At 50.2% G+C, this 20,274-nt stretch carries 18 protein-coding genes; 6 read left to right on the top strand and 12 right to left on the bottom strand.

Annotation, left to right across the window (positions count from 1 at the left end; translation table 11 throughout):
• A complete protein-coding gene (locus tag I8U17_RS02300) occupies positions 1 to 624 on the bottom strand; it encodes a hypothetical protein (RefSeq protein ID WP_198058980.1) in 624 nt (207 codons plus the stop codon).
• A 561-nt stretch (positions 625 to 1,185) separates the two neighbouring features.
• Here I8U17_RS02300 and I8U17_RS02305 point away from each other — a divergent pair.
• Genes I8U17_RS02305 through I8U17_RS02320 form a run of 4 tightly spaced genes read left to right on the top strand, consistent with a single transcriptional unit; the run spans position 1,186 to position 4,076 of the window.
• Positions 1,186 to 1,803, top strand: coding sequence for a TetR/AcrR family transcriptional regulator (locus tag I8U17_RS02305; protein WP_033101026.1), 618 nt, complete (start codon positions 1,186 to 1,188; stop codon positions 1,801 to 1,803).
• Positions 1,796 to 2,650 carry an ABC transporter ATP-binding protein gene (locus tag I8U17_RS02310; RefSeq protein ID WP_033101027.1) on the top strand — a complete coding sequence of 285 codons (855 nt, stop codon included), beginning with the start codon at positions 1,796 to 1,798 and terminating at the stop codon, positions 2,648 to 2,650. Before I8U17_RS02305 ends, I8U17_RS02310 begins: the two co-directional genes overlap by 8 nt.
• The gene (locus I8U17_RS02315) at positions 2,647 to 3,354 is read left to right on the top strand and encodes a fluoroquinolone export ABC transporter permease subunit (RefSeq protein ID WP_198055465.1); all 708 of its coding nucleotides are present in this window, start codon (positions 2,647 to 2,649) and stop codon (positions 3,352 to 3,354) included. The genes I8U17_RS02310 and I8U17_RS02315 overlap by 4 nt, the downstream gene beginning before the upstream one ends.
• Positions 3,351 to 4,076, top strand: coding sequence for a hypothetical protein (locus I8U17_RS02320; protein ID WP_033101028.1), 726 nt, complete (start codon positions 3,351 to 3,353; stop codon positions 4,074 to 4,076). Before I8U17_RS02315 ends, I8U17_RS02320 begins: the two co-directional genes overlap by 4 nt.
• 381 nt (positions 4,077 to 4,457) lie before the next feature.
• On the opposite strand, the gene I8U17_RS02325 is transcribed toward I8U17_RS02320, so the two are convergent.
• The 10 genes from I8U17_RS02325 to I8U17_RS02370 form a co-directional block, all read right to left on the bottom strand.
• Positions 4,458 to 5,159, bottom strand: a complete 702-nt coding sequence (locus tag I8U17_RS02325) for a hypothetical protein (protein WP_033101029.1) — start codon at positions 5,157 to 5,159, stop codon at positions 4,458 to 4,460.
• Positions 5,160 to 5,229: 70 nt separating this feature from the next.
• Complete coding sequence (locus I8U17_RS02330; protein WP_052154191.1) at positions 5,230 to 5,757, bottom strand: matrixin family metalloprotease; 528 nt, start codon at positions 5,755 to 5,757, stop codon at positions 5,230 to 5,232.
• 604 nt (positions 5,758 to 6,361) lie between these two features.
• Positions 6,362 to 7,021 carry a PrsW family glutamic-type intramembrane protease gene (locus I8U17_RS02335; protein ID WP_033101030.1) on the bottom strand — a complete coding sequence of 220 codons (660 nt, stop codon included), beginning with the start codon at positions 7,019 to 7,021 and terminating at the stop codon, positions 6,362 to 6,364.
• Positions 7,022 to 7,277: 256 nt separating this feature from the next.
• A complete protein-coding gene (locus I8U17_RS02340; RefSeq protein WP_198058981.1) occupies positions 7,278 to 9,083 on the bottom strand; it encodes an IucA/IucC family protein in 1,806 nt (601 codons plus the stop codon).
• An 87-nt stretch (positions 9,084 to 9,170) separates the two neighbouring features.
• A complete protein-coding gene (locus I8U17_RS02345; RefSeq protein ID WP_198058982.1) occupies positions 9,171 to 10,565 on the bottom strand; it encodes a lysine N(6)-hydroxylase/L-ornithine N(5)-oxygenase family protein in 1,395 nt (464 codons plus the stop codon).
• The gene (locus tag I8U17_RS02350) at positions 10,549 to 11,130 is read right to left on the bottom strand and encodes a GNAT family N-acetyltransferase (RefSeq protein WP_052154193.1); all 582 of its coding nucleotides are present in this window, start codon (positions 11,128 to 11,130) and stop codon (positions 10,549 to 10,551) included. The genes I8U17_RS02345 and I8U17_RS02350 overlap by 17 nt, the downstream gene beginning before the upstream one ends.
• Positions 11,108 to 12,925: an IucA/IucC family protein gene (locus I8U17_RS02355; RefSeq protein WP_198058983.1), complete on the bottom strand. Its 1,818-nt coding sequence runs from the start codon at positions 12,923 to 12,925 to the stop codon at positions 11,108 to 11,110. Before I8U17_RS02355 ends, I8U17_RS02350 begins: the two co-directional genes overlap by 23 nt.
• Positions 12,880 to 14,436, bottom strand: a complete 1,557-nt coding sequence (locus tag I8U17_RS02360) for a pyridoxal phosphate-dependent decarboxylase family protein (RefSeq protein WP_052154194.1) — start codon at positions 14,434 to 14,436, stop codon at positions 12,880 to 12,882. The genes I8U17_RS02355 and I8U17_RS02360 overlap by 46 nt, the downstream gene beginning before the upstream one ends.
• 20 nt (positions 14,437 to 14,456) lie before the next feature.
• Entirely contained in the window at positions 14,457 to 15,815 is a 1,359-nt protein-coding gene (locus I8U17_RS02365; RefSeq protein ID WP_198058984.1) for an aspartate aminotransferase family protein, read from the bottom strand.
• A 165-nt stretch (positions 15,816 to 15,980) separates the two neighbouring features.
• On the bottom strand, positions 15,981 to 16,550 hold the full coding sequence (locus tag I8U17_RS02370; RefSeq protein WP_198055459.1) for a nitroreductase family protein: 570 nt from the start codon (positions 16,548 to 16,550) through the stop codon (positions 15,981 to 15,983).
• Positions 16,551 to 16,863: 313 nt separating this feature from the next.
• On the opposite strand from I8U17_RS02370, the gene I8U17_RS02375 reads away from it, so the two are divergent.
• Positions 16,864 to 17,238 (top strand): ArsR/SmtB family transcription factor, encoded by a 375-nt coding sequence (locus tag I8U17_RS02375; protein ID WP_033101034.1) that lies wholly within the window; start codon positions 16,864 to 16,866, stop codon positions 17,236 to 17,238.
• Positions 17,222 to 19,339, top strand: coding sequence for a heavy metal translocating P-type ATPase (locus I8U17_RS02380; RefSeq protein WP_198055458.1), 2,118 nt, complete (start codon positions 17,222 to 17,224; stop codon positions 19,337 to 19,339). The genes I8U17_RS02375 and I8U17_RS02380 overlap by 17 nt, the downstream gene beginning before the upstream one ends.
• Before the next feature lie 134 nt (positions 19,340 to 19,473).
• Here I8U17_RS02380 and I8U17_RS02385 read toward each other — a convergent pair whose 3' ends face one another.
• Positions 19,474 to 20,235, bottom strand: a complete 762-nt coding sequence (locus I8U17_RS02385; protein ID WP_198055457.1) for a sulfite exporter TauE/SafE family protein — start codon at positions 20,233 to 20,235, stop codon at positions 19,474 to 19,476.
• Positions 20,236 to 20,274 lie beyond the last annotated feature (39 nt).

Consider the following 20,274-nt stretch of genomic DNA (forward strand, 5'->3'; position numbering starts at 1 on the left):
TCATTGATACATGGAGAAGATGATCTTTTCTTCCCTGTCCGACAAATCAAACTTGATATGTTTAATCTTGTCTTCATCCAAAGGTTCTTTTTGAATCGGGATCCTGTATTTCAGCAGTTGATGATAAACCCGGTTCAGTCCGTTTACATCCGTGGCTAATACACTTCTCATGCCCACTGTGCACACTTCCCCGTCATGAAAGTGAAGATCAAAATAGACATGGGGATGTCCCTTGTCCAAGGATGTGTCCAGAACGGCATACTTGATGTCATTCCATCGATAGGCTTTTCCTTCCAATACGATTTGATCCTCCTTCAGATACGGACCATCGGCAAATGTAGAGTGGTAGTAAAACACAAGCAACAGGATGACGACAAGGCAACCGATACAAAATTTACGCGCCTTCAGCAGGGAGCCGACAAATGTAAGTACAATGGTCAAGCCGATGAATATGATCGGAATCACATCGGGTTCGTAAATCCAAATGTGGTTTTTCGGGGCGTAAGTGAGCTTCGGCCAGGCGTATAAACCGGCTCCGACCCCGAGCGCCAGGAGGAAGACCAGAATCGCTTTTAAATTCGTCAGATCCTCTTTTTCAGGTGGATCGCTGTTCATGTGTGTCATTTTTTAGATCCTCCCATAACTTATTTACAAATTTCGAAATCGCTTTTTGCAAGGAGGAAAACCCTTTTTTCAAACAGCCCCTTTTGTTTTGTCAACAATTTGGCATAAGTGAATGAGGAAATTTAGGCTTCGATATTAAGACTCCTTTTCACATTTGTTAATCAAACAATCAAGTTCTCCTGCTTTTCTTTATTCATTTCTATTAAAAAATCCTGGTTGTTTCAAGGATGAGTGATGTGAGTCCAAACGCAATAAAGCAGTAACATCAGGGAGGTTTGTGATCCTTCTTTAATATTTTGGAAAAATAACCGGACCTTTTCTGGACAAGTGTAACCGGTGTTCCTGTAGTTTATGGTCCAATTTGTGACAAGTGGAGCGATCCTGATCCCCCTTCTGTCATGCATCGGTCTCTCAATTCTGTCCAATGATCCGGCAGCCTTTTTAACTTAATCTTCTTGCCTTCCTGGTCACCAAGCGATATAATGCAGTTAAATCATGAACAAATAATAATTTTGTTCATATGTTCATAAAAAGGGGATAAACCATAAGAGAGGAATGACCATGCGCGGATTCAGTGAAGCGGAAAAAGAACAAATCAGACAAAAACTGTTCGAAGTGGGGTGTGAGCTCTTCGGGACCTATGGCCTGAAAAAAACGGGAATCCGGGAAATCGCCCGGGCGGTGGGGATTTCACAGGGGGCTTTTTATCTTTTCTTCCCTTCCAAAGAGGCATTATACTTCGCCATCCTTGAGCGAGAAGAGGAGAAGATCAAAACCAGGCTCTTGGAAACAGCGTTGAAAGAGGAGTCAAGTGGTTTTGAACGAGTGAAAAACCTGCTTTTGGAAGGATTGAAACTAGTTTATGAAAACAAGATTGTTCGCCGGCTCTACATGGAAAAGGAATATATGCCAAAATTCCCCCTTGAATTGTTGGAAAATCACAACAAACGGGATCTGTACGATTTGACGCCGCTGGTGGATGCGTGGGCACGGGAAGGAATCATCCGCCCGGAAAAGCCGGAATTGATCGCGGGGATGATTCGCGCGTTTTTCCTTCTTCCCATCCACCAGCGGGAAATCGGGAAGGACGTATTTTCCGAGACGATGGAAAAACTGGCGGAAAGCATCGCCTTATATCTGACCACCGGTGCAGAGAAAGGGGAGGCGCATCGTGATTGAAGTAAAGGGGCTCACTTACCGCTACCCAGGCACGGAAAAAACGGCACTCCGCGATGTGTCGTTCACCGTTTCCCGCGGGGAAATCTTCGGCTTCCTCGGCCCTTCCGGGGTGGGCAAAAGCACTTTGCAAAAGGTGATGATCGGCATTCTGAAAGATTATGCTGGCAGTGTAAAAGTGGAAGGGCAAGAGCTGCGCGAAACGGGTGCGGAATACCTTGAAAAGATCGGAGTGGCGTTTGAGACGCCCTATTTCTACCACAAATTCACCGCACTCGAAAACTTGCGTTTTTTTTCTTCCCTCTATCGAAATAAAACGCTTTCCCCGGTGGATTTGCTGAAACAAGTGGGCTTATCGGACGCTGTCCATCAACGCGTATCCAGCTTTTCCAAAGGGATGAAAACACGGCTCAATGTCTGCCGCGCTTTTCTGCATGATCCGGAATTGGTATTCCTGGATGAGCCGACATCCGGCTTGGATCCGGTCAGCACGGAAGCGGTAAAAAAGTTGATATTGGAGAAGAAAGCAGAGGGGAAAACCATTCTCCTCACCACCCACCATATGGCCATCGCTGAAGAACTGTGCGACCGAGTAGCCTTAATTGTGGACGGGAAGATCGCGTTAATTGATGCGCCGCGGGTGATGAAACTGAAGTACGGGCGCAAAATGGTGCGCGTCGAATACCGAGACGGGGATCGATTGCTGGCGCGGGAGTTTCCGCTGTCGGGTCTTGCCCAAAATGACGCCTTTCTCCGCCTGCTGTCCCATGACGGTTTGGAGACCATCCACACCCAAGAAACTACGCTTGAACGAATTTTTATCGCCGTCACGGGGAGGAAGTTGGCATGAGGTGGTCAAAGGCCTTGATCCAAGACGTTCGCTTCCAGTGGCGCCATGGTTTCTATGCCGTTTATGCCATCATCAGCACGCTGTATATCCTTTTCCTGCGCTTCGTTCCGGAAAAATACCAAGAAGATTTGACCATCACTATTTTGTATAGCGATCCTTCTTTTTTGGGGTTTTATTTCGTCGGAGGAATTGTGCTGTTGGAAAAAGTGCAAAAGATTTTGCAGCCGTTGTGGGTGACGCCGCTCCGCTTGTCAGAATATTTAAGCGCGAAATTGGTTTCACTGGCGTTTCTCTCCAGCTTGTCCAGTATGACCATTGCGATGGGGGTTCACGGCTTCAGCGGAAAAAGCCTTCTCATGGTCATTGGCATTTTCTTCAGTTCCATCTGTTTCACCTGCTGGGGCATGATACTGGTTGTGCATGTACAGACAATCAACGCTTTTCTTGTAGGTTCACAAGTTTTTTTGCTCCCGATCGCTCTCCCTCTGCTGGGATATTGGGGATTGGCGGGCGGGTTGTGGGCCGATATCTGGCCGGGAAGCGCCGCTTTCAGCCTCCTGGAATGGGCCCTGTCCAAGCCTTTCGTTTCTTTTCCGCTGCGTGATTTTCTTCTGCTCATCGCGTGGTGTGCAGTTTCATTCTATGGGGCGAAACGCTCGCTATTTCAAGCATTCACAAAAGAATGGGGAGGGGTGCGGGCATGACCCGATGGCTGTATCTTATTCTCGGGGATGTGCGGCGGTTGCGACATGATTGGGTTTTGCTGATGTCGTTCGCCTCCCCTCTTTTTCTCTTGATCTTCGTTTGGGTCGTCCTTCCTTGGATGGAATGGGGTGTTCAGCACGTATTCCATTTCTCCATCCGGCCCCATTTGGATTTCATTATGAGTTTTCTCGCACTCGTCACTCCGATGACGATCGGAATGCTGGCCGGTTTCCTGTTGCTGGATGACCGCGATGAGGGCATGTTGTTGGTGTTGGCGGTCACTCCAATGACGAAGAGGGGATATCTGGTGTATCGATTGGTTTTACCCGTTTTACTTGGTTTTTTCTTCACGGGGGCCTTCATTCTGCTCGCAAACCTTGTCCAATTCGATTCCGCACGTTTGCTTCCCTCCCTCTTGATGTTGTCATTGGAAGCGCCGCTCGCCACATTGTTCCTGGGCGCCTGGGCGCAAAACAAAGTGGAGGGGTTGGCCATTTCCAAGTTGATGGGGCTTTCCTTTTTTGGGCCCGTCGCCGTGTGTTTTCTCCCGCCGCAGTGGCAATGGGCTGCGTGGTGGCTCCCCACTTACTGGGCCTCTGCAGCTTTTTTATCGGGATTGCCTGCGGGACAGCATTTTTTTGTTGCGCACGGGATGGGATTCGTGATCCATGGTTTGTGGATGTGGGTGGCTTATCGGATGTTCATTCGTCGAGTGGAATAGATTGGCCGGAAACTGTGAGGCGACTTAAGTAGTTCTCCGATTTGAGAATAGATAGCAGAATAAAATCCTTCAAATGGTCGATGGTTTGTTTCTCCAAAGGTGATAGATGATTTGACTATAAAGAAAAAAGCTGCCCTTTTGTCGGGGGCAGTTTTAATGATCCCGGGGAACAGCGGTGCTTCATAACCAGGGGCGAAAATAATGCCTGAGCAGTTACTGTGTCGGCAGATTTACATTCGTTCTTCACTAATCAACAGCTTTGCTCAACCCTTTTTCTGAAGGTGTCGTGTGGCGATGATTAAACCTGATGGTTTCCGGCATCCGCCCCGGGGTATATTCCTGATTTGTGCATGGCGGGGATCATGACGGGAATGACGCCGATCAAGAGGTTGATGATGACCGGGCATTTTCCCTGATCGTGTCCGTCAATTCCTTAAAGCTTTTGCCGCTGACATCATCGGGGAAGTTCGTTTCCCCTTCCATCTGGATGTTAATCTCTTTTCCGTTTGCTTTCACCATCTGGGGACTGAACGCTTCCGGCTGTTTCAACACAGCTTGATCCTGATCGTTGAACTTGATTTCATAGTTGGCAAATGAGCCGGAGTAGGTGTTTTCCATATAGGGGTATTTGTCCAGAAAAAGAATGTATTTTATACCCGTTTCCGGCTTGAGAAAAGTGGAATTGGGGACATGGATATCCAATGGCTGGCCATTCTCATCCTTCAGTTCCTTTATCTCCTGGCTGTAAACTTTATGAATCAGGATGGACTCGTTCGTGATCGTCCCTTTTAAGACCTGATCCACTTTGAATTCGTATACCTTGGCTTCATCGTAGACATCTTTGGCCGGTTCGGCAGGGTTTTGCACGTCCCTCGCCGCATTCACGGATGTTACGTATTTTATATAATGACCAACTACAATGAATGGGGCCTTCTCTGTCATATCTTTCAGATCTTTGGCGACGATCAGGTCGTCAGCACCGATGTGAATGGTGGGAACCCCTGTTGCCGGTAAATTCGAACAGCCGGAAAGTGAAAGAAGACTGATCATCACAACAACCGCCAAAATGATCCTTTTTTTCATTTCAAGTCCTCCGTGATTGATCAAAATAATCTTTAATCTTCGGACGTTTTTACTGCGGATTATGTTTCAGCTAATAGAGATTATTCACCCCGTTGATATCGTCCGTTTGCGGGGTGTACATGGAATAGCGATTCCGGCTGGTGTTCATGATGGCGGGATTATTGGTATGGGCCAGTCCCAGGATGTGCCCCAGTTCATGGTTTGCCGTGCTGCGGGCAGGAGTAAATTCATGCGTGAGCGAATAATATCGGTTAATCTTGGATACCCAGGAAGTGACACAGCCGAGCAAGTTAGTATACCAAATCGAGTTTCCGTACTTCCCGTCTTTTTCGCTGTATGTGTCCAATGCGCCCGAAGCATCGGAACCGCCATTGACATAGCGACGGGCATTTTGACTGTTGTTCCAGTCCGTCAAAGCTTGTTGAAATGCATTTTGGAAGACCGCCTCGCCGTTCAGGAGTGTTCCCCCCCAGCGCCATTCCACATAGTAGTTACACTGTTCGGAACCTGTATAGCTGTAAGCGAAACCATTCAGCGGAAAAAGGATGAGGGTCAACATCAGCATCACAAGTCCAGGAGAGAATCTTTTTCTTTTCATTTCTTACCTCCTGAAATTCTATGCGATATATAATTTGTAATAATTTAATTATAACAATAATTATGCAAAATTAAAAATCATTTATTCAGAAGAGTGTGTTTCTGATATTTGTGGACGGCGACTAGACACGAAAAACTTTCTTGTTTTTCGGCATTTTCTTCTCCAACGTTTTTGCAAAAATGCCGGCAAAAAATTTTTGGGTTCCAGAGCAAACCGTGTAATTTCAGAAGAAAACAGTGTAAATTGTCAAAAAGAAAAAATATTGACAAATATGTTAACGAACAGGAATTTACCGAATTTGGGTTGAATACCAGTATATAGAACGGGAGGTGGCATGAGTGATTGTAGCATTTTTGCACTTGGTTGCTGGATTGCTTGTTATTCTGTAAGTTGGAACTGGAAAATTCAGAATTAACTCATAGAACGGGAGGTCATCAGGATGATCGTAGCACTTTTGCACTTGTTTGCCGGCTTGGCCGTTATCCTGTAGATTGAAAATTGGAAATTGCGATACAAAAGCTCCTCGAAAGCTCCTCATTTGCGAGGAGCTTTTGTGTTGGATCCGGGTTGTATTGGACAGGGACCGAGCTGCTGAATTGCCGGGTTAGTTGATCACCATTCGCTTCAGCCGGGAGATGATGTTTAAACTGAAAAACAGCAGGATCAATAAATAGACCAGAAGCGCGACATTCGCCCGGAACCCGTCGCTCATGGCGAAACTGTCGTAAACGCCGTGAAAAAAAGCGGGAATGGCAAAGGCAGCGGAGAGCCGGCTCCGTCCCATTTTGGCCCGGGAGAAATAATAGCCCATGATGATGCCAAAAAACATATGCCCGGGAATGGCTGTAACTGAGCGCAAAAAAGCAGTGGCCAGGCCGTAACTGGACACGTACAGTATATTTTCCACCATGGCAAACCCGAGCGAGACGGCCACAGCATAAACAACGCCGTCAATCGGTTCGTCAAATTCACGATGGCGGTAGATTCCTTTATAGAAAAAAAGCGCTTTTAATAGTTCTTCCACCGCACCCGCCACGAAGAACGCCGTCAGCAAAATGCCAACCAGGCTTTGCGGATTGGGGCTTAACGCTTTGGTGATCAGCAGATGCCGTTCGATCAAAGCGGCAGGCAGCGGCACAAGGGCTCCCATTACAAATAAGCGCAACACATGCCGTTTCGGCTCCGGATGGAGTTGATCCCACTTGTAGATCCAGATCATCAACAAGACGGCGGGAATGACAGCGCTAAACAACAGGATGAACAAGCCAACACCTCCTGACGGGGATGATGTGGATGAAACGGTAAAAGGGGGGATTAAACCTGACAGTATCTGTGATGGTTTTGTAAATCATGCAAAATCAACGATAGTATGCCCGATTTTGCCGTTGCCATTTCCTGCATGATGCGGATCAACATCAAGTCGGTTAAATCGTTGAGTTCCGGGTCCGGGGAAGATCCGATGACTTGAACCATTAAAAAAACCGCTTTCCCGGTAATCGCGGAAAAGCGGTTTTTTCTGGTCAGTCGCAGGAATATTCCATGGCCAGAGCGTTGCTGACCTGGCCGTATTCGGAAGCATGCGGCCTGTCATCGCCGTCCGAATATCCGTAATCAAGCATGCGGTTGCGATTGAGGCAGAGTTTGGTGAACTTGGGTTTGAGCAGATCAAACAGCTCATACCGCTCTTTCCAGTCCGGAAAACGGTTCTGGTAGCGGATGATCGTGTCCCGGACCATGCCCCAGAATTTTGCTTCCGGGAACTGATGATGGATTTCGAGCAGATCGGACAGATAGCGGAAATGGCAGATAAACAAACCGGTGAAAATAAATTGGCAGAGTCCTTCCGGCGGCTCGCTGCGCAATACCTCTTTAAGGTCTGCCGGCAGATCCGACAATTCCGGGAGCGGATGGCGGCTGACATTGACATCATCGACAAAATCTTTCACGGCCAGGCGACGGGGAGCGGAATCTTTCAGCACGAGAATCGTATTTTGCCCGTGAGGGGAGAAGACAACCCCATAACGATACAAATAATGGAGCAGGGGAGGAAGGAGGACAGAGAATAAGCGATTCAACCACTCCTCCAGGGTTAATCCCGACTGCTTCACGAGGGAGGAAACGTAGGGATTGCCTTTCCCGTCCACATAAAGGAGCGAAGCGAGCGTGACCGGTTTTTCATCTTCCTCTACATACGAATAGATGCTTTCGCGCCAAATCGCGCCCAGTAATTCCAGGTATTGATAAGGAGCTCCGGTCAGTTTGGAAAAATAGGGATGATCATAGTTTAAGCTGGCAATTTCCCCGGGCAGGATCATCCGGCATTCCTCTTTTAAAAACCGGTCTTTCTCCCAGATTCCTTTGATGTATTCCGTGATCTTGGGGGCGAGAACGGTTCGTTCTCCCGGAAGACCACGGTAGACGAGCGTATTCAGAATGCTCATCGGCAATTTGAGATGATGCCGCCGCTTATGGCTGATATTGACAAAGGTGCGGATCGACTGTTGGGGCAGATACCGGTCTTCTCCTTCTCCGAGAAAGATGATCGAGCGGTTGGCCAACTCTTCACCGAATAACGGGACGATATAATGATTCCACTGCCAGTCGTGAACCGGCATGAAGAAGTATTCCTGGGGATCGGTTCCCTGCTCTGCCAGCTGCCGTTGAAACCGGGCAAATTGTTCACCGAGCTCTTGTTTCAGCAAATCCTCATGGCTCAGGCCGGATACGGCGTGAAATTCCGCCTTTTGACGGTGGACGGCGATCCAGGAAAGCCGGACGGGCCGCTTTTGTTCAGGTGCATAGGCAAGGTAATCATCATAGCCGAACCCGATGCGTCCTTTGTTATAGGTAATCCAGGGATGGCCTTCCATTTCTCCTTCCAATTCCGCGTAATCGAGTGTGGTCACGTCGGCTTTTTGATCTTGTTTTTTATGGAGGAGATGAGCGTCTGCCATCAAGGTGTGATTGTATTCGCGAATCAGATGTCCGGTGGTCTCAGGCGACATGCCGACCGTATCCTGTATGTCGAGCAGAAACTGAATCGGACTCACTGCCGGATGGATTGCATCCGCTTCATGCCGCATGATGCTGCCGGAATCGACACGGTAACTGCCAAAGGGGCGTTCTTTTGCGGAAAAGGTGTAGGTCACCCCGTTTTTCAGGGAGAGGCGGTAGGTGCCGAACTCTCCCGCCTGCTCAATCAATTCCGGCGAAATGATTTCTTCATACATAAATTCGGAGATCATCTTGGTCAGCAGATTGCGTGAGACGATTTCCCAGGATTTCGGATTGAATACCGAGGGTACGATTGTGGTTTGATCTTTCATGCGAGACACTCCTTCCGCATTGGCCAGTGAAAGTTTGTTCTTGTCAGGGGCGGTGCTTTCACAATCCTCATGAGTTTGCCAAAGCCTTCATCCCCGGGTCGTGCTGAAAAGAGATGAATCTTTTCTGTCAGAGAGGACGGGAGCATCCGGCTCAGGAGACCGGAGCCCGAACTGTTGGAACACGTTTTTGCGGAAAACGGGATAAACGGTTTGTCCCGTCAAAGTATTGATGATCACGGAATTGCGATGAGCTCCCAGCCCGAGATCCGGAGCGCCGACTCCGTGGGTGTGCAGTTCGCCGTTTTGCACAAAAATGGCACAATCCGTTTTTTCCGTCAGCTCCAATCGATAATCCGCTTTTACCACATATCTTCCCTGATCATCCCAGCAAAGCAGGGGATGGAGAGCGGAGAGGCATCCGGGGATTTGGCGGGTGTAGCCCGTTGCCAGGATCACCACTTCGCTTTCGTGCTGAAACCGTTGATCCTGTTCCCGGTGCAGGCAGCTTAACTGATATCTGCGTTTTCCCCCGCCGGACACAGGCGTGATTTCCTGCACTTCCGTTTGGGCGAGCAGGCGAACCGGAGGCGATTCTCCGGCGACAGTCCGTTCGTAGAGCAAATCATAGAGATCGGCAATCGTCTTGGCACTGATGCCTTTATACAGCAAATCCTGCTTACGAAGGCGGCTGTCCCGTTTCGCCTGCGGCAGCGAATAAAAATATTCCGTGTAATCGGGCGAAAAATGCTCCAATCCCAGCTTGGAGTATTCCATGGGAAAAAAGCCGTCCGACCGGGTAAGCCAATCCAGCCGGTATCCATGGTCTTTCTGTTCCTGTAAAAGGGTGTAAAAAATCTCCGCGGCACTCTGGCCCGACCCGATCACCGTGATGGACGAGGCCTGTCGGCAACGATCAAGCCGGTTCAAAAATTCGCCGGAATGAAAAACATCGTCCCCGGGCAGATTATGCAGGTCAGGCGGGATATGGGGAACGCTGCCCACTCCCAAAACCAGATTTTTCGCCCGGTATTCCGACTGCTGACTGGTGCTTTCCGTCACTTTGACACGAAAGTGATCATGCGGCTCCGCCTTGACCCATTCGATCGAGGTAACTTCAGAGCCGAAGCGACAGGAAGGCAGCTGCCCGGCCACCCATCGGCAATAGTGATTGTATTCACGGCGCGGAATGTGGAACCGCTCCAAAAAGTAAAACTGGTACAAGCGATTCTGCTCTTTCAGGTAGTTTAGAAAGCTGTATGGGCTTGTCGGATCAGCCATGGTCACCAAATCGGCCATAAAGGGAACTTGCAGGGTGGTTCCTTCGATCAACAACCCGGGATGCCAGTTGAAGGAAGGCTTTCGCTCAAAAAAGACGGCCTTCACTTCGGGCACTTTGGTTATCATGGCCGCCAGCCCCAGGTTAAAAGGGCCGATTCCAACACCGATCAGATCGAACAACGGATGTTCATGAACGCGCGGCATCCTCCCACCTCCTGAAAAACGATTCCCGGTAACAATACATGAGCAAGGCGCGTTTATCCGGGAGATCGATCTCTTTTTGCCTTTCAAATCCGCATTTTTGAAAAATGTGGATCATCTTTTCATTCCGGAAATCCGGTTCGGCTATCACTTTTTCTGTTTTTTCGCATTGGAATAATCGGGATATGATCGTTCTTAATAATGGCAAGGCATATCCTTTGCCCAAAAAGGAAGGCGGACCGATCAGCAGGTGCACTCCCTGATCCCAGGGATGCACATCATAGTGTTTGCCGACAATATCATCTTTGGCCCAGTATGTTTCCCAGTAACTCATGGGAACACCGTCCAAATAACCGATTCTGAGCGTTTGGTGCGGATCGCGCAAAGACTTGTGCAAATGTTCCTTGTATTTTGTGAACGGAATATTCAGGTTCCAAAAGGGAATCACATGCGGTTGATGCATCCAGACAAAGAGCATGTTCAGGTCATGTTCAAAAGAGACCTTGCGAAATGAGATGGTTTTGTTGATTGAGGAATCATATTGTTCAAATTCCGGCTGAAGACTCATGACGTTTTTCCACCACCTTCGACAGCGGATTAGCGATTTGTACGTAAACTGATTGGCTTTCCAGCGGCCCCGCCAATTCGTCCATTTCATAAAAACGGGTGAGCAGATTTGCCTTGCAGGAGAGTTTTTCATTGTGCAACAAATTGTCAAGCAAGGTGGAAGGCCGGCGGTTCCACGGCAGAAAACGGCTTAATTCATGCTTCAGTTCGTTTAACAATTCCTGTTCTCCGATCAGACTGGATGCTCCGAAGACGTTGATCAGCCCGAATAAATGATTGATGAAAAAGTAGTAACAAAATCTCTCATCGGCGACGGCATCGGCGCACACCGTCTCGCTTTTTTTGCTGATTCCGGGCAAAATCCGCTTGAGTGCAGGATAGGTGGATTCACAGTAGTAGTAACCCTGATTGTCCCGGTAGAAAAATTGATGCGGATATCCTTGATAAAGCCGGATGAGGCTGTTTTGCTGGTGTGCTTCCAAAGCGATGCCGTAACGGAGATAGAGCCACATCAACGGCCGCAGTGAAAGATTTAAGTAGCGGCGGAACCAGTCGAGGCTGACTTCCCGATTGGTTCGTTTTTCTTTTTCGGCCAGTTCTGAGATGATGTTGAAAAGCCTTGTTTTCCCACCCTTGATTGGATCCTGGACCAGTCCGGCGATCAGCGTGACATTCTCATCCGCACCGGCGGTAAACGGATTTTCGCGAAGGCATACTTCAAAACCGGACTCTTTGCTGCCCGGGATCGCGAGGGTGATATAAGCCGGGTCCTGGATTATTTGGAACCGGGGGAATTGTTCCGCCAGTTCTTTGCCGATCCTGCTCTGCAAGATGCGTGAGACCTCCACTCCGCGTTCCAGCTCCTTCCGCTGGTTCAGCCGCAGGGAGTTGGTGATTTTGATATGGAGTGAGCATTTCAGCATAAAGCGGGCCTGCGGATGATAGAGAGTGCGAAGTGACGAGGTGGGGGAATAAGCTCTTCCCATGACTCCCAAATCTTCAATCAGGCCTTGCCGGAGCAATTTTTGCACCTCCGGGCGGCGGAGCAAATGCTCTGCCTGAAAAGGATGAAGCGGCAAGATCGCGTAATCGTCCTCTTGCAAGCAGGTGTTTTTAAAGGTTTCGTCCAGCTCCGGGTCGTTTTGCAGCTCTTCCTTGATCAATTGTGTCGCCGTTTGGGGCAGGGCGGAATCCTCTTTGACGATCGAACGGTGGGCACGGAAATAATGAAGGGGAAACTTCCCTTTTTGTTCCGGAGAATAGAGTGCCTGGTCAAGTTCGGAGAGGCCCTGCCGGCTTTTCGGTGTCGGATGCAGCAAATGGCCGAAGATCAATGACTGCTCTGCATCCAAAAAGGAAAATTGCGGTTCATACAGCTCATGCGCGTCCGCCTGGCGGGAAGCGATGAACGATTTGATGTTGTCAGAGCTTTGCAAGGCACGGTAAACAAGCTCACTCTGACCGCCGGTTGCATTCCGGAAAATGGCCAGTTCTTTGGTTACCATTGCTGCCAGCGTCACCAGATCCAGTTGGTGGGAAGCACCGTTTGCGGTTGTGTAATAGAGCGGGAAGTGGAAAAGATGGCGGCCGGTCAACGACCAATATTTTACGGGAGCGATGATGTTAAACCCATGATGCGGGAGGGGACAGATGATCAATTGATCAGACGGGCACTCGGCGAAAAGCGAGCGATAGGGGCTTTGCTCCTTTTTTACCAGCTCATATCTTCCCGTCTCCCTCAGATAACAGTTTAAAAATGCTTCGATACTGGCTTGTTCTGCAGTTTTGTCGGGCATGGCGATCGTTCTCCTTTCCTCAGTTCCAGCAGCGAGCCGGTTCGTTTGACTTCCTCCAAAATGAACTTGACATCGTCGAGGGTGGTGCGCGGATTGAGCAAAGTCAGCTTTAAACAGTGCATGCCGTCCACCTTCGTTTGCGCGATCACGGCTTTTCCCTCCCATAACAGGGAACGGCGAATTTCGCGATTGAGTTTGTTTTGCCTGCTCTGCTCCGCTTCATTTCCGATGTAGCGAAAAACAACGGCGTTCAGGGCCGGCTCCCGATTGATGCATTCCAGCTTCGGATCTTGGGCGATCAGGTTTGCTGTTTGCTGCGCCAATTCGATCGTATGGTTAATCATTCTGGCAAAGGCGGCACGGCCGATGGTCTGCATCGAAATAAACAGTTTGAGTGCATCAAACCGCCTGGTCGTCGAAAGCGATTTGCCCACGAGATTCGGGATGCCCTGATCTTCATCTTCCTCCGGATTCAAGTAATCCGCATTTGACTTGATCAGTTCAAAATGGCGGCCGTTTTTCGTAAGAAAGGCTCCGCAACTGATTGGCTGGTAAAAGAGTTTGTGAAAATCGACGGACATGGAGTCGGCGTGTTCAATCCCGTCCAGCTTGCTTCGATGTTGATCACTCAGCATCACTGTTCCGCCGTAAGCGGCATCGACATGCAACCAGAGGCCGTATTGCTTTGCTCTGTCGGCTAAAGCGGGCAACGGATCAATTGCGCCGAAATCAGTGGAGCCGGCCGTAGCGACCACGGCAAACGGGAGCAATCCCACGAAACGGAGTCTGGCCAGTTTTTGGTCCAGATCGTCGAGGCACAGGCGCTGGTGTTCATCCGTTTCGATGCTGACAACCGCTTTTTCCCCCAATCCCAGCAGGGCAGCTGATTTTTGCACTGTAAAGTGGGCCGTTTTGGCGCACAGGATGCGCATCCGCTCCGCTTCCGGGGGCAGTCCGTCCTTTTGCACATTCCGGCCGAACTGCTCCTTGATGTACCAGTCCCTTGCCAACAGCAGACCCAGCAAATTGGACTGGGTGCCACCGCTGGTAAAAACTCCGTCCGCCTGGCCGGTGTAGCCGAACAGCCGGCACAGCCATTTGACCAGCTTTTCTTCCAGCAAGGTGGCAGCACCGCTTTGATCCCATGAATCCATCGATTGATTGGCGGCACTGATGATCGCCTCCGCCGCAAGGGAAGGGATCAGCGGCGGACAGTGAAGATGGGCGGCACAAGCCGGATGATGGACCGCGAGCAAATTTTTCAGAATGACCTCTCCTGTTTCCTCCAAAACTTCAAGCAAATCACGGCCATGTTCCGGGCAGGGCTCCAGGTCACCGATCCGGTTGGAAAGCTCTTGGACTGAGCGCCCGCTGAAGGGTTGCCGTGCATTGGCAAACTGTTCCAACAGGATCTTTTCCGCATTGGAGATCGCCAACCGGTATTCCCGCGCCGATTGCCGAGACCCATTGAGAAACAACCGCTCTGTATCTGTTTTTGCTTTCTCGTGCATCCTCTGTTTTTTCCTCCTGTTCAATCGGCCATTTTCTTCTCGGCCGCTTGCACGGCTTCGGCAAAAACGGCGGAGATATGCTCCACTTGTTCCCCGGTAATGATCAATGGCGGCAAAAAGCGGACAACGCTGCCATGTCTGCCGCCCAACTCCAGGATTAATCCTCTGTTGAAGGATTCCCGCTGAATTTGCCGGGCCAGTTCGGGATAGGCCGGGTAGCTTCCCAGAGAATCGGGTTCGCGCTGCGTGTTGACAATTTCCACTCCGATCATCAAGCCTCTGCCGCGCACATCCCCGATGCAGGTCGACTCGTTTTGAATCGACTTCAGGCGGGACATCAGCCGTTCTCCCATTTGTGCGGCATTCACCTCCAGGCGGTTGTCGCGGATAAAGCGGATGGTGGCGATGCCGGCTGCCATGGCCATTTGGTTACCCCGGAATGTTCCCGTATGAGCACCGGGAGACCATTGATCCAGAGATTGATCGTAGACCACAACGGCCAGGGGCAGGGAACCGCCGATCGATTTGGACAAAACGAGCACATCCGGAATAATGCCGGCATGTTCAAAGGCGAATAATTTGCCGGTGCGGCCAAATCCGGTTTGGACTTCATCGACGATAAGCGGAACTTTGTGCTCCCGGGTGATTGAGCGAACGCTTTGCACCCAATTGTCCGGCGCGGGAATGACGCCGCCTTCGCCCTGCACGATTTCCATAATCATGCCCGCGGGAGGGGCGATTCCGCTTTCCGGATCGTTCAGCACGCGTTTGATGTAATGGATGCCCGTCTGTTCACCGAGTGTCCCGCCGAGGTTAAACGGACAGCGGTAGGCATAGGGATAGGGGAGAAAATGGACATCGGGCATCAGATTGGCGATCGGTTGTTTTGGTGCGAGATTGCCGGTCAGGCTGAGCGCACCGTGCGTCATGCCGTGAAAAGCACCGTGAAAAGAGAAGAGGGTTCGCCGTCCGGTTGCCGTTTTAACCAGCTTGATCGCCGCTTCCACCGCATCCGCACCGGATGGGCTGCAAAACTGGACTTTTGCGCGCGAAGCGAATGATTTCGGCAGGCTGGCAAACAACTCTTCGATGAACTCGTCTTTCACTGGAGTGGTCAAATCGAGTGTATGTAAAGGGAGCCGGCTGTCGAGCACTTGCCTGATCGCTTCGATGACAACGGGGTGATTATGCCCCAATGCCAGGGTTCCGGCACCTGACAAGCAGTCATAATAAACTTTTCCTTCCACATCTTTGACAAAAATGCCATTGGCTTCTTTGATGGCGATCGGAATCCGCCGGGGATAGGAGCGGGCATTTGATTCCCGCCGCTCCTGATTGGCGAGATAGTGGTCATTGCGCAGGACCAGACTCTGATTCAAGATGATCCCTCCAATTGATAATGATAATCATTATCGTTTATTTGAGATCAATATACCATTGAGCCGGATGAAAGTAAAGGGGGAGTTCGGAAAAAAATGAAGATGAAAATCATTATCAATGAAAGTCAGGCCATGACGGCCCGGGAGAAGGGTGCGGCCTTGGTGCTAATCCCCCCGGATCGTCAATAACTCGGACAGCGGAGTGCGGCGTTTTGGTTTTGGGGCTTGATCAAAATATCCCATCAGAAGGAGACCAACCAGTTTCTCGCCCGGCTTGAGCCCCAGTTTCTCCGGGTAAGCCCGCCCCAGATCTGTGCCGTAATAACTTTTCCATACCATGCCAAGCCCTTTCTCCCAGGCGAGAAGTTGAATATTTTGAATCAGGGCCGCAGTCGCGCAGAGATCATCTTCCCATTGCTGTCGTTCTTCGCTTTCCTCCATGATGACGAATAAATAGATGGGGACGGTGCGCAAGTACGTTTCAAATGCTTTTAAAGTCGGAGCAGGCAGATGGGAGTAAACTTTCATGGATAATGCGATAATTTCCTCCCTGCGATTTCCGTGCACCAGCAGGAAACGCCATGGCTCTTTTTCCTTGTGAAAGGGGGCCCAATTGGCAGTTTCCAAAATCTCCTTCATCACATCCAGCGGAACCGGATCAGGGCGGAACTGGCGTACGGTCCGCCGCTCCCGAATCACTTCGGTCAACGAACGAAGAGTGATTGATTTACTCATGTTTTGCCTCCCAGCGATCATGAATCAATTTATGATAACGATTATCATTATCATATACAGAATTGAGAGGTCTGACAAGACGAAAAAATTCTTGCAGACAACATCGGCACATTCTGAGATGATTCCGGCAAGGATGTGAGGGTCGCGGGGGATCTTTGAGTGACGATACGAAGTGCATGGAGGAGGAAGGTCAGCGCATTTTGCAATGCACTTTGCGAAAGAAATTTTAAATTTCCCATCAATTATTCAAATGGTTGTTTGAGTATTGTAATATAAGAAAATAACCGTCAGATTGTGGCGCGAGGTGCATGGTATGAGTGAAGACCGCTGTGAGATCTATTGTTTTGATGCCGATAAAGTGGAGCGGGTGCAAGCGCATTTGCAAGCGGTGAATCCGCTGGAGACGGCGCAACTGTTCAAGGCACTGGCCGATCCGACCCGCTTGAAGGTCGCTTATGCGCTCATGCAGGAGGGGGAGCTGTGCGTCTGCGATGTTGCCAATATTATTGAATCTTCTCTGGCGACCGCTTCCCATCACTTGCGCTTGCTGCGAAACATGGGACTGGCCAAATACCGGAAGGAAGGGAAGCTCGTTTTTTACTCGCTTGATGATGACCATGTACGGCAGTTGATCGAGATCGCATTTTTGCATCAGAAAGAAGTGGGAGAGAATGGGGAAAAACGATAATTGTCATATGTACAGGGTCAAGGGTTTGACCTGCGCCGGATGTGCCGCCAAATTTGAAAGGAACGTCAAGGCCCTGCCAGGCGTGGAGGATGCCCGGATCAATTTCGGTGCATCGAAGCTGACTGTTTACGGAACCGCCTCGCTTGAGGAATTGGAAAAAGCAGGGGCCTTTGAAAACCTGAAGCTGGTCCCGGACGGTCTGCGTGAAGAGGAGGAACGGACTCCGGTTTGGAAAAAGCGGGAGAATCAGCGGTTATTTTTCGCGCTGATCTTTCTCCTTCTGGGTTATGCTGCCGATGATCTGTATGGTGAAACGAGCGCCTTTGCGATTTTGACTATGGTGATCTCCATGCTCATCGGTGGCGCCGGGCTGTTTGTGAATGGGATCAAAAGCATGATCCGCCTCGATTTTGATATGAAAGCGCTGATGACGATCGCCGTCGTCGGGGCTGCCGCCATCGGGGAATGGGGCGAAGGAGCGACAGTTGTCGTACTGTTTGCCATCAGTGAAATTCTCGAGTCATACTCGATGGACAAGGCGAGGCAATCCATCCGCTCGCTGATGGATTTGGCCCCGAAACAGGCGACCGTGCGGCGCAATCAGGCTGAGATCACCCTGCCTGTCGATGAGATCGAAACAGGGGATATTCTGCTGGTCAAGCCGGGGCAGAAAATCGCCATGGATGGGGTCGTTGTGTCGGGTTCCTCCGCTGTCAACCAGGCCCCCATTACCGGTGAATCGATTCCGGTCGCCAAATCGGCGGGAGATGAGGTGTTTGCCGGCACCATAAATGAAGAAGGTTACCTGGAAATCAAGGTGACCAAGCAGGTTCGGGACACCACCCTTTCCAAAATCATTTATCTGGTGGAGGAAGCACAGGCGGAAAGGGCTTCTTCTCAAGCGTTCATCGACCGGTTTGCCAAAGTTTACACCCCGGCCGTTTTGCTCCTTGCCCTGCTCGTCGCCTTGATTCCGCCGCTGTTTTTTCACGGGGCTTGGTCTGTCTGGATTTACCGTGCGCTGGCGCTTCTGGTGGTCGGATGCCCATGTGCTCTGGTGATTTCCACTCCGGTAGCCATCGTCACGGCGATTGGAAACGCGGCACGAAACGGAGTTCTGATCAAGGGCGGAATCCATTTGGAGGAAGCGGGCTCCTTGACGGCCATCGCCTTTGATAAAACCGGAACCCTGACGCGGGGGCGCCCGGTGGTTACAGATTTTATTTCCTTCACCGGCCAAGAACAGGCCCACTTGCAAATTGCCGCCTCGATTGAACGTCATTCGCAGCACCCGCTGGCCGCCGCCCTGCTGGATAAAGCGAAGGAGTCGGCAGTTTTGGTTGGGGAAGCAGAAGATTTTCAATCGGTTACCGGAAAAGGCGTCCGGGCCAAAGTGGACGGAAAGCACTATTATGCGGGCCGTCCGGATTGGTTGGCAGAAATCCTGCCGAACGGCATTCCGATTGACATTGAAGAAAAGGTGAAAAGCTATCGAAAACAGGGGAAAACGGTCGTGCTGCTGGCTGATGAAGAGAAAGCCTTGGCACTGGCCGCCATTTCCGATGAACTTCGTGAGCACAGCCGGGAAGCGGTAGAGCGGTTGCACCGGATCGGAATCAGGAGAACCGTCATGCTGACAGGGGATAACCGCGAGACAGCCGACGCCATAGGCAACCGGTTGGGGATCAGGGAAATTGAAGCGGAGCTTTTGCCTGAGGAAAAATTGGAGCGGATCAAAGCGGTCCGTAACAGCGGAAACCGGGTGGCAATGGTCGGAGACGGCGTCAATGATGCCCCGGCCTTGGCTGCTGCAACAGTCGGCATTGCCATGGGCGGGGCAGGAACAGACGCGGCATTGGAGACAGCGGATATTGTGCTTATGGGAGATGACTTGCGAAAACTTCCGTTTACCATCCGGCTGAGCCGCAAAACGCTTGGCATTATCAAGCAAAACATCACCATCTCTTTTGCCATCAAGCTTCTCGCTTTGCTGCTTATCATTCCGGGATGGTTAACGCTGTGGATGGCCGTTTTTGCCGATATGGGCAGCACCCTGATCGTCACTCTGAATGCGATGAGACTTCTGAAAATCAAGGAATAAAGCCGTTTTATACGGAAGCGGACACAGGCGCCGAATGCGAAAGAAAGATTCTTCCCGCAAGTTCGGCGCCTGTTTTGCAAAGATCACCCGTTCGTGGGCAATGGTGAATCCTCATCATAGATTTTCGATCTCTTTTACAGATAATCAATAATTTGTTTGCCGATCAGAAGAATGGTGACCGAGACAAACAGCACTTTGACATAGGAGGCCCCTTTGCGCAGAGCGACATTTGAGCCGACCAGCGCGCCCAACAGCATGGCTGTTCCCATGGGAATTCCATAGACAAAATTGACATCATGTAGACAGATAAAAAAGATGAGTGCGGCTATGTTGCTGGTGAAGTTGAGCAACCGGGCTTTTGCCGCAGCCTGGATGAAATCAAACCCCAGCAGCAAAAACGAAAACATGAGAAAAGAACCGGTTCCCCCACCGAAAAAACCATCATAAAAACCGATGGCAAAGCTGGCCATGGCAATGAAAATACCGGTCTTGACCGTAAATTGTTCAAACTTCGATTCCCGCCCCCACTCCTTTTTCAGCAAAGAATAAAACGTAACCAGGATTAAGAAAATGATGATCAACGGTCTTAAAAAATCGGAAGAGATTTGCTTGACAGTATAAACGCCCAATATCGAACCGGCGAACGACAAAGGAAGGAGATATTTGACCAGTCGAAAATTGATTTTCCCGGAACGGATATATGTAATGGTACTGGTCAGAGAGGAAATCGTGCCCGCCAGTTTGTTGGTTCCCAGCACGACGGTGGGCGGCAGCCCGGTCATCATCAGGGCGGGAATGGAGATCAGGCCGCCTCCCCCCACCACGGAGTCGATAAACGAGGCCAAAAAGCCGGATGCGATCAAAAACAGAAGCATGCCAATGTTTAAATGTTCCATCTCTTGGGTGTCTCCTATACTGTAATTTTTGCGTTTTTT

This window comes from Thermoactinomyces sp. CICC 10521 (genome assembly GCF_016055135.1).
GTDB classification, from domain to species: Bacteria; Bacillota; Bacilli; order Thermoactinomycetales; family Thermoactinomycetaceae; genus Thermoactinomyces_A; species Thermoactinomyces_A daqus.

Coding starts and splice junctions, on each gene's coding strand:
- I8U17_RS02325 (WP_033101029.1), bottom strand. CDS start 5,159: ATGAAAAAAAGGATCATTTTGGCGGTTGTTGTGATGATCAGTCTTCTT.
- I8U17_RS02370 (WP_198055459.1), bottom strand. CDS start 16,550: ATGAGTAAATCAATCACTCTTCGTTCGTTGACCGAAGTGATTCGGGAG.
- I8U17_RS02375 (WP_033101034.1), top strand. CDS start 16,864: ATGAGTGAAGACCGCTGTGAGATCTATTGTTTTGATGCCGATAAAGTG.
- I8U17_RS02330 (WP_052154191.1), bottom strand. CDS start 5,757: ATGAAAAGAAAAAGATTCTCTCCTGGACTTGTGATGCTGATGTTGACC.
- I8U17_RS02350 (WP_052154193.1), bottom strand. CDS start 11,130: ATGAGTCTTCAGCCGGAATTTGAACAATATGATTCCTCAATCAACAAA.
- I8U17_RS02380 (WP_198055458.1), top strand. CDS start 17,222: ATGGGGAAAAACGATAATTGTCATATGTACAGGGTCAAGGGTTTGACC.
- I8U17_RS02340 (WP_198058981.1), bottom strand. CDS start 9,083: ATGAAAGATCAAACCACAATCGTACCCTCGGTATTCAATCCGAAATCC.
- I8U17_RS02305 (WP_033101026.1), top strand. CDS start 1,186: ATGCGCGGATTCAGTGAAGCGGAAAAAGAACAAATCAGACAAAAACTG.
- I8U17_RS02355 (WP_198058983.1), bottom strand. CDS start 12,925: ATGCCCGACAAAACTGCAGAACAAGCCAGTATCGAAGCATTTTTAAAC.
- I8U17_RS02345 (WP_198058982.1), bottom strand. CDS start 10,565: ATGCCGCGCGTTCATGAACATCCGTTGTTCGATCTGATCGGTGTTGGA.
- I8U17_RS02385 (WP_198055457.1), bottom strand. CDS start 20,235: ATGGAACATTTAAACATTGGCATGCTTCTGTTTTTGATCGCATCCGGC.
- I8U17_RS02300 (WP_198058980.1), bottom strand. CDS start 624: ATGACACACATGAACAGCGATCCACCTGAAAAAGAGGATCTGACGAAT.
- I8U17_RS02315 (WP_198055465.1), top strand. CDS start 2,647: ATGAGGTGGTCAAAGGCCTTGATCCAAGACGTTCGCTTCCAGTGGCGC.
- I8U17_RS02320 (WP_033101028.1), top strand. CDS start 3,351: ATGACCCGATGGCTGTATCTTATTCTCGGGGATGTGCGGCGGTTGCGA.
- I8U17_RS02360 (WP_052154194.1), bottom strand. CDS start 14,436: ATGCACGAGAAAGCAAAAACAGATACAGAGCGGTTGTTTCTCAATGGG.